This is a genomic window from Streptomyces yerevanensis, assembly GCF_000716805.1.
In the GTDB taxonomy this organism is placed as follows: domain Bacteria; phylum Actinomycetota; class Actinomycetes; order Streptomycetales; family Streptomycetaceae; genus Streptomyces; species Streptomyces flaveus.
This window is the reverse complement of sequence record NZ_JNWJ01000051.1, coordinates 1-17159: the sequence shown is the minus strand read 5'-3', so window position 1 is coordinate 17159 and position 17159 is coordinate 1. Positions and strand designations below refer to the sequence as shown.

Annotated in this window: 14 protein-coding genes; 9 read left to right on the top strand and 5 right to left on the bottom strand. The window is 68.9% G+C overall.

Features of this window, described 5'->3' with window-relative positions:
- Positions 1-54: 54 nt before the first annotated feature.
- The gene (locus tag OP79_RS37295) at positions 55-4032 is read right to left on the bottom strand and encodes a type VII secretion protein EccC (protein WP_033326847.1); all 3978 of its coding nucleotides are present in this window, start codon (positions 4030-4032) and stop codon (positions 55-57) included.
- Positions 4033-4344: 312 nt separating this feature from the next.
- Between OP79_RS37295 and eccD the strand changes: the two genes are divergently transcribed.
- A complete protein-coding gene (gene eccD, locus OP79_RS37290) occupies positions 4345-5835 on the top strand; it encodes a type VII secretion integral membrane protein EccD (protein WP_051745203.1) in 1491 nt (496 codons plus the stop codon).
- Between the two features lie 92 nt (positions 5836-5927).
- Here eccD and OP79_RS37285 read toward each other — a convergent pair whose 3' ends face one another.
- Entirely contained in the window at positions 5928-6245 is a 318-nt protein-coding gene (locus OP79_RS37285; protein ID WP_033326845.1) for a DUF397 domain-containing protein, read from the bottom strand.
- A 309-nt stretch (positions 6246-6554) separates the two neighbouring features.
- Between OP79_RS37285 and rpsO the strand changes: the two genes are divergently transcribed.
- From rpsO to OP79_RS37260, 5 genes are all read left to right on the top strand, one after another.
- Complete coding sequence (gene rpsO / locus OP79_RS37280) at positions 6555-6842, top strand: 30S ribosomal protein S15 (RefSeq protein ID WP_033326844.1); 288 nt, start codon at positions 6555-6557, stop codon at positions 6840-6842.
- 333 nt (positions 6843-7175) lie between these two features.
- Positions 7176-9392: a polyribonucleotide nucleotidyltransferase gene (locus tag OP79_RS37275; RefSeq protein ID WP_033326843.1), complete on the top strand. Its 2217-nt coding sequence runs from the start codon at positions 7176-7178 to the stop codon at positions 9390-9392.
- Positions 9389-10768 (top strand): M16 family metallopeptidase, encoded by a 1380-nt coding sequence (locus OP79_RS37270; RefSeq protein ID WP_033326841.1) that lies wholly within the window; start codon positions 9389-9391, stop codon positions 10766-10768. The genes OP79_RS37275 and OP79_RS37270 overlap by 4 nt, the downstream gene beginning before the upstream one ends.
- Before the next feature lie 53 nt (positions 10769-10821).
- Positions 10822-11574, top strand: a complete 753-nt coding sequence (gene dapB / locus OP79_RS37265; protein ID WP_033326840.1) for a 4-hydroxy-tetrahydrodipicolinate reductase — start codon at positions 10822-10824, stop codon at positions 11572-11574.
- Positions 11575-11591: 17 nt separating this feature from the next.
- On the top strand, positions 11592-12044 hold the full coding sequence (locus OP79_RS37260; RefSeq protein ID WP_033326838.1) for a tetratricopeptide repeat protein: 453 nt from the start codon (positions 11592-11594) through the stop codon (positions 12042-12044).
- A gap of 74 nt (positions 12045-12118) precedes the next feature.
- On the opposite strand, the gene OP79_RS37255 is transcribed toward OP79_RS37260, so the two are convergent.
- Entirely contained in the window at positions 12119-12676 is a 558-nt protein-coding gene (locus tag OP79_RS37255; RefSeq protein WP_033326837.1) for a PH domain-containing protein, read from the bottom strand.
- A gap of 108 nt (positions 12677-12784) precedes the next feature.
- Positions 12785-13024 (bottom strand): hypothetical protein, encoded by a 240-nt coding sequence (locus OP79_RS37250; protein ID WP_033326835.1) that lies wholly within the window; start codon positions 13022-13024, stop codon positions 12785-12787.
- Positions 13025-13226: 202 nt separating this feature from the next.
- Here OP79_RS37250 and thyX point away from each other — a divergent pair, with 202 nt between their 5' ends.
- The 3 genes from thyX (at position 13227) to OP79_RS37235 (ending at position 16899) form a co-directional block, all read left to right on the top strand.
- Entirely contained in the window at positions 13227-13967 is a 741-nt protein-coding gene (gene thyX / locus OP79_RS37245) for an FAD-dependent thymidylate synthase (protein ID WP_033326833.1), read from the top strand.
- Positions 13968-14176: 209 nt separating this feature from the next.
- The gene (dapA, locus tag OP79_RS37240) at positions 14177-15076 is read left to right on the top strand and encodes a 4-hydroxy-tetrahydrodipicolinate synthase (RefSeq protein ID WP_033326831.1); all 900 of its coding nucleotides are present in this window, start codon (positions 14177-14179) and stop codon (positions 15074-15076) included.
- A 137-nt stretch (positions 15077-15213) separates the two neighbouring features.
- On the top strand, positions 15214-16899 hold the full coding sequence (locus tag OP79_RS37235; RefSeq protein ID WP_033326829.1) for a ribonuclease J: 1686 nt from the start codon (positions 15214-15216) through the stop codon (positions 16897-16899).
- A 70-nt stretch (positions 16900-16969) separates the two neighbouring features.
- Here the strand turns inward: OP79_RS37235 and OP79_RS56535 are convergent.
- A partial coding sequence (locus tag OP79_RS56535) for a hypothetical protein (RefSeq protein ID WP_211270934.1) occupies positions 16970-17159 on the bottom strand: 190 nt, incomplete at its 5' end.

The window sequence follows — 17159 nt, the reverse complement described above, 5'->3', positions numbered from 1 at the left end:
ACGTACGACAACTCCACACGCCCTCGGCGCACCTCAACTCGCCCTCCGCACACCTCAATAAACCCTCTCCGCCATCAACCCCACCTGCACCAACGGCTTCCCCCTCCGCCGAGACACAAAGACCCCCCGCCCCGCAGGCATAGGCCGCGGCCGAACCCCACCCAGCAGGTCCCCCTCGCCCGGATCGCCGGCCAGCACAACCCCCTGCGCCCCCAGCTCCTTGACGCGCTGCATGAACGCCTCGTACGACGCCCGCCCCGCGCCCGCCGTCGACCGCGCGATGATGAACCGCACGCCCACGTCCCGGGCGAACGGCAACAGCTCCGTCAACCCGGCCAGCGGATTCCCGCTCGACGTGGCGACAAGGTCGTAGTCGTCGATGACGACGAACACTGTCGGTCCGCTCCACCAACTCCGGTCCCGTAGCTGCTGTGCGGTCACGTCGGCGGTCGGTGTGCGGCGTTCCATGAGGCCGGCCAGGGCGGACACGTGATGGTCCATGGCGTTGGACATGGGGATGTACTCGGCCAGGTGGGAGGACGGGGTCACGTCCAGCAGGGCGCGGCGGTTGTCGATGACGAACAGCTTGGCCTCGTCGCCCGAGTAGCGCTCCGTCACCTGCTTGATGAGCAGTCGCAGCAGGTTCGACTTGCCCGACTCGCTCTCGCCGAAGACGAGGAAGAACGGGTCCTGTTCGAAGTCGACGAAGACCGGTTCGAGGTTGTCCTCGTCGAGGGCGAAGGCGACGCCGCGGCGCGGGAAGCGGTCGCCCGGAGGCAACTGCTCGGAGGGGAACTCGCGGGGCAGCAAACGGACTTCGGGTGCGCCGGGCGCCTGCCAGTGCCGGGAGACCTCGGTGGCCAGCGCCGCCGTGGCGTCCGCCAGGTCCGTGTCGGAGGTCAGACCGTCGATGCGCGGCACCGCCGCCATGAAGTGCAGCTTCTGCGGGGCCTGTCCGCGGCCGGGTACGCCCGCCGGCACGTTCGCGGCCACCTTGCGGTCCAGTTCGGAGTCCATCGTGTCGCCGAGCCGCAGCTCGAGGCGGTTCATCAGGTGGTCCTTGAGGTTGGCCCTGACCTCCATGGAGCGTGAGGCCGTCAGGATCAGGTGGATGCCGTAACCGAGACCACGCGACGCGATGTCGAGGATCACCTGGTCCATCGCCTCGTAGTCCGCACGGAAGTTGCCCCAGCCGTCGATGACCAGGAACACATCACCCCACGGCTGATCCGTGACCGAGATGTCGCCCCGGGCCCGCCGCGCCCGGAACTCCGCGATCGACGAGATGCCCGACGAACGGAAGTACTCCTCCCGACGCGTCAGCACCCCGTACACCTCGGCCACCGTCCGCCGCACCCGCTCCGGATCCAGACGCGAGGCGACGCCGCCCACGTGCGGCAGTCCGGCCACCGCCGACATGCCGCCACCGCCGAAGTCGAGGCCGTAGAACTGGACTTCGTACGGCGTGTGCGTGAGCGCGAACGCCGAGATCAGGGTCCGCAGCAGCGTCGACTTGCCCGACTGCGGGCCGCCGAGGATCTGCATGTGGCCGGCCGCGCCGGAGAAGTCGACCCAGAGTGGGTCGCGGCGCTGCTCGTACGGCTTGTCCACCAGGCCCGCCGGTACGACCAGGCGGCCGGCGCCTTCGTAGTCCGGCTGCGTGAGGCCGCGGCCCTGCACCGCCGTGAGCCCGGGCAGGAGGCCGTCCAGCGACGGCGGGCTGTCCAGCGGCGGCAGCCACACCTGGTGGGCCGCCGGACCCTGCGCCTCCAGCCGGCGCACGATCACGTCGAGCACGGTGTCGGCGAGCGCGTCGTCGACCTCCGGACCGTCCGGAGCCGAAGGGCGCTGCTGCGGGACCGGCGCGTACTGCACCGGCACCTCGGCCGCCGTGAACAGCACCGGCCGCCGATCCACCGGCAGCGGGCCGCCGCCCAGCGACGCCCGCTGCGTGCCGGAGCGGTAGACCCCGGAGACGTACGCCGCCTTGAAGCGCACCATCTCGCCGGTGCCGAACTTCAGGAGGCCGGAGCCCGGGACGTTCGGCAGCTCGTAGGCGTCCGGTACGCCGATCGCCGCACGGGACTCCGCGGCGGAGAAGGTACGCAGACCGACCCTGTACGACAGGTACGTCTCCAGGCCGCGCAGGCGGCCCTCCTCCAGCCGCTGCGACGCCAGCAGCAGGTGCACGCCCAGCGACCGACCGATACGACCGATCTGCACGAACATCTCGATGAAGTCCGGCTTCGCCGTCAACAGCTCACTGAACTCGTCGATCACCAACACCAAAGAAGGAATGGGCTGCAGCGCCGCACCCGCCGCGCGCGCCTTCTCGTAGTCGTGGATGTTGGCGTAGTTGCCCGCGTCGCGCAGCATCTCCTGGCGGCGGTTGAGTTCACCGCGGATGGAGTCGCCCATGCGGTCGACCAGGGTGAGGTCGTCCGCGAGGTTGGTGATGACGGCCGCCACGTGCGGCATCTGCGCCATACCGGCGAAGGTCGCGCCGCCCTTGAAGTCCGCCAGGACGAAGTTCAGCGTCTCGGACGAATGGGTGACCGCCAGGCCCAGCACCAGGGTGCGCAACAGCTCCGACTTGCCGGAACCCGTCGCGCCCACGCACAGACCGTGCGGGCCCATACCCTCCTGCGCGGCCTCCTTGAGGTCCAGCATCACGGGGCGTCCGTCCTCGCCGACGCCGATCGGCACGCGCAGCCGCTCGGCCAGCGAACGCGGCCGCCAGGTGCGCTGGGTGTCGACGGACGCCGCGTCACCGAGGTTCAGCAGGTCGGTGAACTCCAGGTTGGCGAGCAGCGGTTCGTCGTCGTCCCCGCCGGTGGCCATCCGCAGCGGGGCGAGTTGCCGGGCGAGGGCCTCGGCGGATTCGTACGAGAGGGCGTCGGGCGTCCCTTCGTAGGCGGCGCCGTGCGCGGACTCCAGGTGCAGTGCCTCGGGCCGTACGACGATGGAGAGTTCGCCGCCGCCCGTGGTCAGCTCGCCGGGAACGACCTCGAGGACGGTGACACCCTGCAGCCCTTCGGGGTTGGCCAGGACCGAGTCGGGGGGCAGGGACCGGCCGTCGAGTACGACGACGATGTGGGGCTCTTCCGGCAGGGGCGCCGCGTTCGGATGGAAGCGCGGGCGGCCGGTCAGCCGGGTGGCGAGCAGGTTCTCCAGTTCGCGGGTGTCGCTGTCGATCAGCCTGCGGCTGCCCGCGCCGTCCACGGCACCGGGGGCCTGGACGTGCGGCAGCCACTTGGCCCACTCCCAGTGGGGCAGGTCCTCGCGGCCCGCCGCGACCACGATGAGCAGGTCCTCGGGGGAGTGCAGCGCGGCCAGCGAGCCGACCATGGCCCGCGCTGAGGACCGTACGGACTGTGGCTCGCCGCTGATCGTCACGTGGTAGAAGGCGCGCAGCGAGACCGCCATCGGCAGGTCGTCCAGGGTGCTGTGGACGGCGAGGAAGCGCTGCATCGCGCCCGCGGTCAGGGGCTCCAGCTGCTCGACGGGGCCGGTCTCGGGGGCGACCAGCGTGCTGGCGAGGGACTGCGAGCCGAGGCCGATGCGGACCTGGGCGAAGTCCTCGTCGCCGGGGCGGCGTTCCCAGACGCGGCTGCCCTCGGCGACCAGGGCCCACAGCTGCTCGGGGGAGGGGTGGAGGAAGTACTGCGCGTCGCGCTGGGCCTTCGCCGTGTCGACTGCCGTGCGCCGGGTCTGCGCCAGGTAGCTCAGGTAGTCGCGGCGCATGTCCGCCAACTGCCCCTGGTTGCCGCGGCGGAAGCGGATCGCCATCGCGACGCCCATGGCGATCGTCGAAGCGATCATGATCATGCCCATGATCCTCATGAAAGGATGTGCGTTGGGCATGAAGAAGAACACCACGGAGCCGCCCATGCCCAGCATGGGCAGCAGTTGCATCAGCATGCCTTCCTGCTGCCCCCGCGGCAGTTCGGGCGGAGGCTGCAGGACGATCTCCCGCGTGGACACTTCGGACGGCAGCACCCGAGGCGGGCGCTTCACGACGATGTGGCTCACTTTCACCCATTCTCTTGACCGGCCCGAGAGTCCGTCCGCCGCCCCGTGTCGGGCGGACGCAGCCGCCGGGTGATCCTACTGACTTCGGCTGAGGCAAGAGGGCGGTAGGGTGCCCCATGTTCGCGTCAGCACACGCGAGTTGAGCCAGAGCAATGGGGCATTCCGTGTGATCCGGCGGGAAGCGGAATCCTGGCGGCGGCACGACGGCACCGTTCTCGCCACCTCGCCGCATCGTCGGTCACAGGGGGCGGGAAAAACGGCGCAGGATGTCCATACCGCAGGTACAGAATCATCACTGAGGGGGAGCAGCAGGTGAGCATGACGGCCTCCGCGGCAGTCACCGGAGGAGGACCCGGTACGGGAACTCCTGCCGGGACGGGCACAGGTCTCGGCTTCTGCCGGGTCACCATCGTCGCGCCGGACAGCCGGATCGACGTGGCGCTGCCCGACGACATCCCGGTCGCGGACATCTATCCGGAGATCCTCAGGCTCTCCCAGCAGAGCCCGGCCCAGAGCGCACCCGTCGGCTACCACCTGGTCCGCCGGGACGGCACCGTCCTCGACAGCGCCCGTTCCTTCGCCGCCCAGCGCATCCTCGACGGCGAACTCCTCACGCTGCGCCCCTTCTCCGAGTCGCTGCCCCCCGCCGTCTTCGACGACGTCTCCGACGCGGTCGCCTCCGCCGTGACCAGCGAACGTGCCTTGTGGAGCGACGACTTGACGCGCGCCGCGGGCCTCGTCGGAGGAGGCGTACTGCCGGTCCTGCTCGCCTTCGTGGCCTGGACGGGCGACCCGCTCCACGACATGCACAGCCTGCCCGGCATCCTCGCCGGGGTCGCCGGTGTCCTCCTGGTCGTCCTCGCGTGTGTACGCGCGCGGGTCTATGCCGACCGGGCCTCGGCCATCGCCCTGGGGCTCGGCGCCCTGCCCAACGTCGGTGTGGGCGGCTCGGGTCTCCTGCCGCTCGCCGACGGACAGGGCATCGGCAAGCTCCAGTTCCTCCTCGCCTGCGCGGCGGTGCTGCTCGCCTCGGTGCTGCTCACCCTGTGCTCGCCGAGCGGGGACGGGCCGTTCGTCGCCTTCGTCTTCGCCTCCGCCATCGGCCTGCTCGCCCTGTTCGCGGCGACCCTCGCCGACTGGACGCCTGCCGAGATCGGCGCCCTGTGCGCCCCGATCGCCGTCGGAGGCCTGGCCTTTCTGCCGGGCCTGTCGATGCGCTTCGCCCGGCTCCCGATCGGCTTCGACACCCCGGACACGACCCCGCGCAGCGCGTACGACACCGACCCCGCCCCCCAGGAGCCGGTCGACGCCGAGCGGGTCGCCGCCAAGGCACGGCGCGGACACGAACTCCTGGTCGGTCTGGTGGGCGGCTGCGCGCTGATCGCCGTCGGTTCCTCGGCCGTCCTCGGCTTCTCCTCGAACGTCTGGGCCCAACTCCTCGCCCTCGCGACCGGCGTGGCCCTGCTGATGCGCGCCCACCTCTTCCGCTACACCGCCCAGGTCGCCCCCGTCCTGGCCGGCGGCCTCGCTTCGCTCATGCTGCTCGGCCTCGGACTGGCGCTCAACCCGCCGAACGCGATCGACCGCGCCGACCTCGACCTCCGGACCATCTGGCTCGTCGCAGCGATCGCCGCGGTGGCCGCCCTCGTCACAGCGATCGGCCTGATCGTCTCCCGCGGCGGCCTCACCCCGTTCTGGGGCCGCTTCCTGGAGATCGCCGAGGGCTTCGTACTCCTGACCCTGGTACCGCTGGCACTGGCCGTCTTCGACGTGTACGCGACGGCTCGGTCGATGACCAGCTGACGGGGCGGCGAACGCCCGAGGGGCCGACGAGACGCGTCCCGTCGGCCCCGAACGGCCGCCGCGGCCGCGAGCTTTCCTCGTACCTCGAGCGGCTACTCCGCCGCGAGCCCTCCGTTGTGCGGAGCCGGCTCCAGGTCGAACTCCCCGTCCCGAGCGCCCAGTACGAAGGCCTGCCATTCCGCCTCCGTGTAGCGCAGAACCGTATCCGGGTCGAGGGACGACCGCATCGCCACAGCACCGCCGGGAAGGTACGCGATCTCAACGCGCTCCTCGTGCTCCTCGGTACCCGGCGCGCTCTGCCACTCGACGCCGGAGATGTCGAGCGCGTAGAGCTCGTTCTTCTCCCGCTCCTTGCGCGCCTTGACGTCCTCGTCCTGCGCCTCGACGCCCTGGTCCTGTCCCTCGGCCATGGTGCGACGGCCCCTTCCTGAGGTGCGAATGAACTGTGTGTTCACCCTACTTGGCCTGCCAGGTCTGACGCTGGGCAACTGCAAGGTCACAGTCCGGAAGATCACCTGAGACCGCGAACCCCTGGCAGGAGGCGTGCACAGCTGCTGGTACCCTGTGTAACGGCCGTATGCGTACGCACCCCCGGACCGCCCCCCAAGGGCCCTGGAGGACGCGCCCAGCGGATCCCCGCCTCCCGAGTAACGGAAGCTCCCCTGAGAAGTGGACCAGGGGCACTCGGTGGCTATCAAAGAAGACTACGAGGAGTACGCGTGTCGCTCGACGCCGCTACGAAGAAGCAGATCATGTCCGAGTTCGGTACCAAGGAGGGCGACACCGGCTCCCCCGAGGTCCAGGTCGCCATGCTCTCGCGCCGGATCTCGGACCTGACCGAGCACCTCAAGACCCACAAGCACGACCACCACTCCCGTCGTGGTCTGCTGATCCTGGTCGGTCAGCGTCGCCGCCTGCTGCAGTACCTGGCCAAGAAGGACATCCAGCGCTTCCGTGCGCTGGTCGACCGCCTCGGCATCCGCCGCGGTGCGGCGGGCGCCCGGTAAGACGCCGTGAAGGGAGCGGTTCCCACACTGAGGGGGCCGCTCCCTTTGCTGTACGTGCGGAGTGTCGCCGCCCCTTTGTAGTGTGGTAGCACAACACAAGACGTACGACACGACGTGGTTCCGCGACAGCGCACAGCGACGGCGCGGACACCACAACTGAACGAGGAGAAGCGCACCTCGCCGCCGCCGGTCCTCGGTAGTGGCCCCCGGGGAATGCGAACCCCGGGTGCTTCGATCGAAGACCGGCCCGCACCAGACGGAGCGCTTCTCCGACGTCCACCCGCCACACGGGCGGGACGGGACGAAAGACGAAAAGCATCGGAGAAAACGCTAGTGGAGAACGAGACCCACTACGCCGAGGCCGTTATCGACAACGGTTCCTTCGGCACCCGCACCATCCGTTTCGAGACGGGCCGTCTGGCCCGCCAGGCCGCCGGCTCCGCCGTGGCCTATCTCGATGACGACACCATGGTTCTGTCGGCCACCACGGCCTCCAAGAACCCCAAGGACCAGCTCGACTTCTTCCCCCTGACGGTGGACGTCGAGGAGCGGATGTACGCCGCCGGCAAGATCCCCGGCAGCTTCTTCCGCCGTGAGGGCCGCCCCTCCGAGGACGCGATCCTCACCTGCCGTCTCATCGACCGCCCGCTGCGCCCGTCCTTCAAGAAGGGCCTGCGCAACGAGATCCAGGTCGTCGCCACGATCATGGCGCTCAACCCCGACCACCTGTACGACGTCGTGGCGATCAACGCCGCGTCCGCGTCCACGCAGCTGGCCGGTCTGCCCTTCTCCGGCCCGATCGGCGGCGTCCGCGTCGCGCTGATCCGCGGTCAGTGGGTGGCCTTCCCGACGCACACCGAGCTCGAGGACGCCGTCTTCGACATGGTCGTCGCGGGCCGCACCCTGGAGGACGGCGACGTCGCGATCATGATGGTCGAGGCCGAGGCCACCGAGAAGACCATCCAGCTGGTCAAGGGCGGCGCCGAGGCGCCGACCGAGGAGATCGTCGCCGCCGGTCTGGACGCCGCGAAGCCCTTCATCAAGGTGCTCTGCAAGGCCCAGGCCGACCTCGCCGCGAAGGCCGCCAAGCCGACCGGCGAGTTCCCGATCTTCCTCGACTACCAGGACGACGTCCTGGAGGCGCTCACGGCCGCCGTCAAGGACGAGCTCTCGCAGGCCCTCACCATCGGGGGCAAGCAGGAGCGCGAGAGCGAGCTGGACCGCGTGAAGGCGCTCGCCGCCGAGAAGCTGCTCCCGCAGTTCGAGGGCCGCGAGAAGGAGATCTCCGCCGCGTACCGCTCGCTGACCAAGTCCCTGGTCCGTGAGCGCGTCATCAAGGAGAAGAAGCGCATCGACGGCCGCGGCGTCACGGACATCCGTACGCTCGCCGCCGAGGTCGAGGCGATTCCGCGGGTGCACGGCAGCGCACTGTTCGAGCGTGGCGAGACCCAGATCCTGGGCGTCACCACCCTCAACATGCTCCGCATGGAGCAGCAGCTGGACACCCTCTCCCCGGTGACCCGCAAGCGCTACATGCACAACTACAACTTCCCGCCGTACTCCACCGGTGAGACCGGCCGCGTCGGCTCCCCGAAGCGCCGCGAGATCGGTCACGGCGCCCTCGCCGAGCGCGCGCTCGTGCCGGTGCTGCCGCTGCGCGAGGAGTTCCCGTACGCGATCCGTCAGGTGTCCGAGGCGCTCAGCTCGAACGGCTCGACGTCGATGGGCTCGGTCTGCGCCTCCACCATGTCGCTGCTGAACGCCGGTGTGCCGCTGAAGGCCCCCGTCGCCGGTATCGCCATGGGCCTCATCTCCCAGGAGATCGAGGGCGAGACGCACTACGTGACGCTGACGGACATCCTCGGTGCCGAGGACGCCTTCGGCGACATGGACTTCAAGGTCGCCGGCACGAAGGAGTTCGTGACCGCGCTCCAGCTCGACACCAAGCTGGACGGCATCCCGGCCTCCGTCCTGGCCGCGGCCCTGAAGCAGGCCCGTGACGCACGCCTCCACATCCTCGATGTGATGATGGAAGCGATCGACACTCCGGACGAGATGTCCCCGAACGCCCCGCGGATCATCACCGTGAAGATCCCCGTGGACAAGATCGGCGAGGTCATCGGCCCCAAGGGCAAGATGATCAACCAGATCCAGGAGGACACCGGCGCCGACATCACGATCGAGGACGACGGCACGATCTACATCGGCGCGGTCGACGGGCCCTCCGCCGAGGCTGCCCGCACCACGATCAACGGCATCGCCAACCCGACCATGCCGGAGGTCGGCGAGCGCTACCTGGGCACGGTCGTCAAGACGACCACCTTCGGCGCGTTCGTCTCGCTGCTCCCCGGCAAGGACGGTCTGCTGCACATCTCGCAGATCCGCAAGCTCGCCGGCGGCAAGCGCGTGGAGAACGTCGAGGACGTGCTCGGTGTGGGCTCCAAGGTCCAGGTCGAGATCGCCGAGATCGACTCCCGCGGCAAGCTCTCCCTCATCCCCGTGATCGAGGGCGAAGGCGACGACGACAAGAAGGACGACACCGACAAGTGACGTCGAGTAGCTCCACGGCGACGGCCCGCACCTCCTCCGAGGCGCGGGCCGTCGCCCGTACCCAAACCCTGATCAAGGGCCAGAACGGCATCGGTACGGTACGCAAGACGACCCTCCCCGGAGGCCTGCGCGTCGTCACCGAAACGCTGCCCTCCGTGCGCTCCGCCACCTTCGGCATCTGGGCGCACGTGGGCTCCCGCGACGAGACGCCGGCTCTGAACGGTGCCACGCACTACCTGGAGCACCTGCTCTTCAAGGGCACCTCCCGCCGTAGCGCGATGGACATCTCCTCCGCCATCGACGCGGTCGGCGGCGAGATGAACGCCTTCACGGCGAAGGAGTACACGTGCTACTACGCGCGCGTGCTCGACGCCGACCTCCCCCTCGCCATCGACGTCGTCTGCGACATGCTCACCGGCTCGCTGATCCTCGAAGAAGACGTGAACGTCGAGCGGGGCGCGATCCTCGAGGAGATCGCGATGACCGAGGACGACCCGGGCGACTGCGTACACGACCTGTTCGCGTCCACCATGCTCGGCGACACTCCCCTCGGCCGCCCCGTCCTCGGCACGGTCGACACGGTCAACGCCCTCACCGCTGACCGCATCCGCCGCTTCTACAAGAAGCACTACGACCCGACGCACCTCATCGTCGCCTGCGCGGGCAACGTCGACCACAACAAGGTCGTACGCCAGGTCCGTGCCGCCTTCGAGAAGGCCGGCGCCCTGAAGCAGCCGGACGCCACGCCCATGGCCCCGCGTGACGGCTCGCGCGCCATCCGTACCGCGGGCCGCGTCGAACTGCTCGGCCGCAAGACCGAGCAGGCCCATGTCGTCCTCGGCATGCCCGGTCTGCCCCGCACCGACGACCGCCGCTGGGCCATGGGGGTCCTGAACACCGCGCTCGGCGGCGGCATGTCCTCCCGCCTCTTCCAGGAGGTCCGCGAGAAGCGCGGCCTGGCCTACAGCGTGTACTCGTACACCTCGGGCTTCGCCGACTGCGGACTCTTCGGCGTGTACGCGGGCTGCCGGCCGAGCCAGGTCCACGACGTGCTGAAGATCTGCCGTGACGAGCTCGACCAGGTCGCCGAGCACGGTCTGTCGGACGACGAGATCGGCCGCGCCATCGGCCAGCTGAGGGGTTCCACCGTCCTCGGCCTGGAGGACACGGGTGCGCTCATGAACCGCATCGGCAAGAGTGAGCTGTGCTGGGGCGAGCAGATGTCGGTCGACGACATGCTGGCCCGGATAGCCGCGGTCACCCCCGACGACGTACGGGACGTGGCCCGCGACATCCTGGGCCGACGACCCTCGCTGTCGGTCATCGGCCCGCTCAAGGACAAGCAGGCATCCCGGCTGGACGAAGCGGTCGCATAAGTCCTCGACCGCCGCGTAAGTCCTCGACAGTCCTCGACTAAGGAACCAAGAACATGAGCAAGCTGCGCGTGGCGGTCCTCGGCGCCAAGGGCCGTATCGGATCCGAGGCGGTACGAGCCGTCGAGGCCGCCGAGGACATGGAGCTGGTGGCCGCCCTCGGCAGCGGCGACAAACTGGAGACGCTGGTGGAGACCGGCGCCCAGGCCGTCGTCGAACTGACCACGCCCGCCTCGGTCATGGGCAACCTCGACTTCTGCGTACGCCACGGCATCCACGCCGTGGTCGGCACGACGGGCTGGACCGACGAGCGCCTGGCGCAGCTGAACACCTCGCTGGCCGCCTCCCCGGAGACGGGCGTGCTCATCGCCCCGAACTTCTCCATCGGCGCCGTACTGACCATGAAGTTCGCGGAGGTCGCCGCGCCGTACTTCGAGTCCGTCGAGGTCGTCGAGCTGCACCACCCGAACAAGGTGGACGCCCCCAGCGGCACCGCCACGCGCACCGCCCAGCTCATCGCCGCGGCCCGGGAGCGCGCGGGCAGTGCCCCGCAGCCCGACGCCACGGTGACGGCACTGGACGGCGCCCGCGGGGCGAACGTCGGCGGGGTGCCCGTACACGCGGTGCGGATGCGCGGGCTGCTCGCGCACCAGGAGGTACTCCTCGGCGGCGAGGGCGAGACCCTCACCATCCGCCACGACTCGCTGCACCACAGCAGCTTCATGCCGGGCATCCTGCTCGGCGTACGCCGCGTCGTGGACACCCCCGGCCTCACCTTCGGCCTGGAACACTTCCTGGACCTGAACTGAGCGGTCGGACGACAACCATGCGCGCGAAGATCACGTACGCCGTCACGGCCGCCGTCCTCGTCGTCTACTTCGTCCTGGTCGGCAGCCGTGGGGTCATGCTCATCGAGACCGGCACGGCTCTGACGGTCACCTTCGGGGTGGCGGTCCTCATCCTGCCGGTGATCGGCCTGTGGTTCCTCTGGAAGAACACGCAGTTCGTCCGGAAGGCCAACCAGCTCGCCGCTGAACTCGACGCCGAAGGCGGCCTGCCCGTCGACGAGTTGAAGCGCACCCCGGCCGGCCGCATCGACCGCGACTCGGCCGACGAGGTCTTCGCCCGCCGCAAGGCCGAGACCGAGGACGCCCCGGACGACTGGCGCAGCTGGTTCCGCCTCGCGGTCGCCTACCACGACGCCCGCGACACCGCACGCGCCCGCAAGGCGATGCAGCGCGCCATCGCCCTGCGCGAGGGCAGGCCTGTGCAGGCCTGAGCTCGAGGGATACGACGAAGAGGGATACGACGAAGGGGCCGGCCCTACACGGACCGGCCCCTTCGCGCTGCCGATCAGGCGTGCCGGTACTCGTCCGCCCACACCTCGACGCCGTCCGCCGCCCGGTTGAAGGCCGCGGGGCGCCCCAGGAAGTCCGCGTTGTGCGTGGTCAGCAACGGCGTCGGCTCGTCGCCCGGCCGGTCCCGGCGGACGAGGAGGAGCGCCTGCCCCTGCACCGTGCGCGGCAGCCCGAGCCAGCGCACCGGCTGCTGCACCGTGCGCACCTCCACGACCTGTGCCCAGGGCGCGGTACGCGTAGCGAAGAAGCGCACCTGACGCAGCCCGTGTGCGCTCACCCACGCACCCACCCGCAACAGCCGCAGCGCACAGCCGATGACCAAAAGCGCCACACCGAAGCAGATCGCACCCGCGCCCAGCGTGCCGGCCACCGCGATGATGACCGCCGCGAACAGCACGTACGAAGCGAGCAGCAGCAGGAGCGCTGCCATGGCGACCCGCCACGGACCGGGCCGGTAGGAGCGCCGCCAGTGGTCACGGTCGTCGAACGGCAGCGGGAGATCGTCCGCCACCTCGTCGAACGCGCGGTCGGCCGTCAGGAAGGGCAGGGGCACGACTGATCCTCACTCAATCCACGCACGGTCTGTGCCTGGTGAGGCTACCTAGCCATGTCCCTGCTCACCACCCTCGGGGTCCGGATGAGCCCCGGCTGCCAGCGGCGCTCAGCGGCTGTTCGAGGCCTCGGACTGCTGGGTCTGGGCCGGTGACTGGTTCTGCGACAGCGCGGGCATCCCGAAGAGCAGAGAGCCCGCGAGCCCGGCGACGACGGTGAGGCCGATGAGCCAGCGCCCGGCTATCTCTGAGACGGAGGCACGCTCGCGGGGCGGGGGAGTGACATTGCTGCGGTACTTGTCGGCTTCGGCGATGAAGGCGAACGGGACAGGCTCGCGCCGACGGAACATGGAAACTGCTTCTCCTCGTGAAACTCGAACGGATCGTGCTCACCAAGACAGACGCACGAACGCCCCAAAAGGTGCCCCGTTTCACCGAATTCGCAGAAGTTCGGCGAAGAATGTCGCGGCCCGCCACCGAACGACCCGTTGTCAGTGCCGGGCCGTAGAGTGGGCGCCGCCCGAGCCAGCGATGGGAAGGACTCCGCAAGCCGTGACCGACAGTCCCGCCGACGACCTCAAGCCCAGCTTCCGCAGCGATGTGACCGTCGAGTTGGTCAAGCACAGCGCGGCCGACTCCGACGTGCTGTTCGCCGCCCGCGTCTCGACCCTCGGGGAGCAGTCTCTGGACGAGCTCAAGAAGGACCCCGAGCGCTCCAAGGGCCTGATCAACTTCCTGATGCGGGACCGGCACGGCAGCCCCTTCGAGCACAACTCGATGACGTTCTTCATCAGCGCCCCGATCTTCGTCTTCCGCGAGTTCATGCGCCACCGCGTGGGCTGGTCCTACAACGAGGAGTCGGGTCGGTACCGCGAGCTCCAGCCCGTCTTCTACGTCCCGGACGAGTCCCGCAAGCTGGTCCAGGAGGGCCGCCCCGGGAAGTACGTCTTCGTGGAGGGCACCCAGGCCCAGCAGGAGCTCGTCGGCCGCGTCATGGACGACTCGTACCTGCACGCGTACGAGGCGTACCAAGAGATGCTGGCGGCCGGCGTCGCCCGCGAGGTCGCCCGCTCGGTCCTCCCCGTCGGCCTGTACTCGTCGATGTACGCGACGTGCAACGCCCGCTCCCTGATGCACTTCCTAGGCCTGCGCACGCAGCACGAGCTCGCCAAGGTGCCGTCCTTCCCGCAGCGGGAGATCGAGATGGTCGGCGAGAAGATGGAGGCGGAATGGGCACAGCTCATGCCCCTCACGTACGCCGCGTTCAACACCAACGGTCGGGTCGCGCCGTAGCGCACTCCATTGCAGCATCCGGCACAGATGTACGGGTCGACCGGCGAAGTGTCCGTATTGCGGCATTTCGAGTTGTTCATTTAGCCTGATCAAACGGACCCGGCACTGCTTGAACCCCCGAGCAGGCAGTGCCGGGTCCCACCTTTGTCGCGACTTGTCGCCCGACCCGAGGGCAGACCGCGCGCTGAGCAGCGAGTAGCGTGTTACCCATGGCTCCGACCTCCACTCCGCAGACCCCCTTTGGGCGGGTCCTCACCGCAATGGTCACGCCTTTCACGGCGGACGGAACACTCGACCTGGACGGCGCGCAGCGGCTCGCCACCCACCTGGTGGACGCAGGCAACGACGGCCTGATCATCAACGGCACCACCGGCGAGTCCCCGACCACCAGCAACGCGGAGAAAACGGATCTCGTACGGGCCGCACTGGAGGCGGTCGGTGACCGCGCCCACATCGTCGCTGGCGTCGGCACGAACGACACTCACCACAGCCTCGAGCTGGCCCACGCCGCCGAGAAGGCAGGCGCACACGGCCTCCTCACCGTCACGCCGTACTACAACAAGCCCCCGCAGGAGGGTTTGTACCGGCACTTCACGGCGATCGCCGACGCGACCGAACTCCCGGTCATGCTCTACGACATCCCGGGCCGCAGCGGCGTACCGATCAACTCGGAAACGATCGTGCGCCTCGCCGAGCACCCGCGTATCGTCGCCAACAAGGACGCCAAGGGCGACCTCGGCCGCGCCAGCTGGGCCATCGCCCGTTCCGGCCTCGCCTGGTACTCCGGCGACGACATGCTGAACCTGCCGCTGCTCTCCGTGGGCGCGGTCGGCTTCGTCTCCGTCGTCGGCCACGTCGTCACCCCCGACCTGCGGGCCATGATCGACGCGTACATCAGCGGCGATGTCCAGAAGGCCACCGAGATCCACCAGAAGCTGCTCCCCGTCTTCACCGGGATGTTCCGCACCCAGGGCGTCATGACCACCAAGGCCGCGCTCGCCCTCCAGGGCCTGCCCGCCGGACCGCTGCGCCTGCCCATGGTCGGACTCTCACCTGAGGAGACCGCCCAGCTCAAGATCGATCTTGCCGCCGGCGGGGTACAGCTCTGATCACAGACTTCACAACTGAATACGTACGACCACGCAGGCCAAAATCCTGCACCACCCAGACAACTGCTAATGCACGAACGTCACGCGCGCCACGTGCCCTGCCAGGTACGTGGCGCGCGTGGTGAGGAGAGAGTCTTTTGAGTCATCCGCATCCTGAACTCGGCCCCCCGACGAAGCTCATCGAAGGTGGCCTCCGGGTCACCCCACTCGGCGGGCTCGGCGAAATCGGCCGAAACATGACGGTCTTCGAGTACGGCGGCCGACTGCTGATCGTCGACTGCGGAGTGCTCTTCCCCGAGGAGGAGCAGCCCGGAATCGACCTGATCCTGCCGGACTTCACGTCCATCAGGGACCGCCTCGACGACATCGAGGGCATCGTCCTCACGCACGGCCACGAGGACCACATCGGCGGTGTCCCCTATCTCCTGCGCGAGAAGCCGGACATCCCGCTGATCGGCTCCAAGCTGACCCTCGCCCTCATCGAGGCGAAGCTCCAGGAGCACCGCATCCGCCCCTACACCCTCGAAGTCGCGGAGGGCCACCGCGAACGCATCGGCCCCTTCGACTGCGAGTTTGTGGCGGTCAACCACTCCATCCCGGACGCCCTCGCGGTCGCCATCCGCACTCCTGCGGGCATGGTGGTGCACACCGGCGACTTCAAGATGGACCAGCTCCCGCTGGACGGCCGCCTCACAGATCTACACGCGTTCGCGCGCCTGAGCGAGGAAGGCATCGACCTCCTTCTCTCGGACTCGACGAACGCCGAAGTTCCGGGCTTCGTCCCGCCTGAGCGCGACATCTCGAACGTGCTGCGGCAGGTCTTCGGTGGCGCTCGCAAGCGGATCATCGTGGCCAGCTTCGCCAGCCACATCCACCGCATCCAGCAGATCCTCGATGCCGCCCACGAATACGGCCGCAGGGTCGCCTTCGTCGGCCGCTCGATGGTCCGCAACATGGGTATCGCCCGAGACCTCGGGTACCTGAAGGTCCCGCCGGGCCTGGTCGTCGACGTCAAGACGCTCGATGACCTACCGGACGGCAAGGTCGTGCTGGTCTGCACGGGTTCGCAGGGCGAGCCCATGGCAGCCCTGTCGAGGATGGCCAACCGGGACCACCAGATCCGTATCGTCCAGGGCGACACGGTGATCCTGGCGTCGTCACTCATCCCGGGCAACGAGAACGCGGTCTACCGCGTCATCAATGGCCTGACCCGCTGGGGCGCCAACGTCGTCCACAAGGGCAACGCCAAGGTGCATGTCTCCGGCCACGCATCGGCCGGCGAGCTCCTGTACTTCTACAACATCTGCAGGCCCAAGAACCTGATGCCGGTCCACGGCGAATGGCGCCACCTACGCGCCAATGCCGAGTTGGGCGCCCTCACCGGCGTCCCGCACGACCGCATCGTCATCGCCGAGGACGGCGTCGCCGTCGACCTCGTCGAGGGCAAGGCCAAGATCTCGGGCAAGGTCCAGGCCGGGTACGTGTACGTCGACGGCCTCTCCGTCGGCGATGTCGGCGAGCCCGCGCTCAAGGACCGCAAGATCCTCGGCGACGAGGGCATCATCTCGGTCTTCGTGGTGATGGACTCCAGTACCGGCAAGATCACCGGTGGTCCGCACATCCAGGCCCGCGGTTCGGGCATCGACGACTCCGCCTTCAGCGACGTCCTCCCGAGGATCACCGAGGTCCTGGAGAAGTCGGCCCAGGACGGCGTCGTCGAACCCCACCAGATGCAGCAGCTCATCCGCCGCACGCTGGGCAAATGGGTCTCGGACACCTACCGCCGCCGGCCGATGATCCTGCCGGTCGTGGTCGAGGTCTGACACATCGTCGTACGCGTGAACTCGGAGCGGGGCGCCTCGATTTGCATCGAGGCGCCCCGCTCCAGTACGTTTACGGCTCCGCCTGAACGGGAACCCGGCGCAACTGTGCGTGGGGAACCAGCCCGAACGGGACGGGAATTCCGACCAAAATCTTCTGATAAAGTCGGAGACGCAAGACCGAAGGGAAGCCCGGAGGAAAGCCCGCGAGGGTGAGTACGAAGGAAGCGTCCGTTCCTTGAGAACTCAACAGCGTGCCAAAA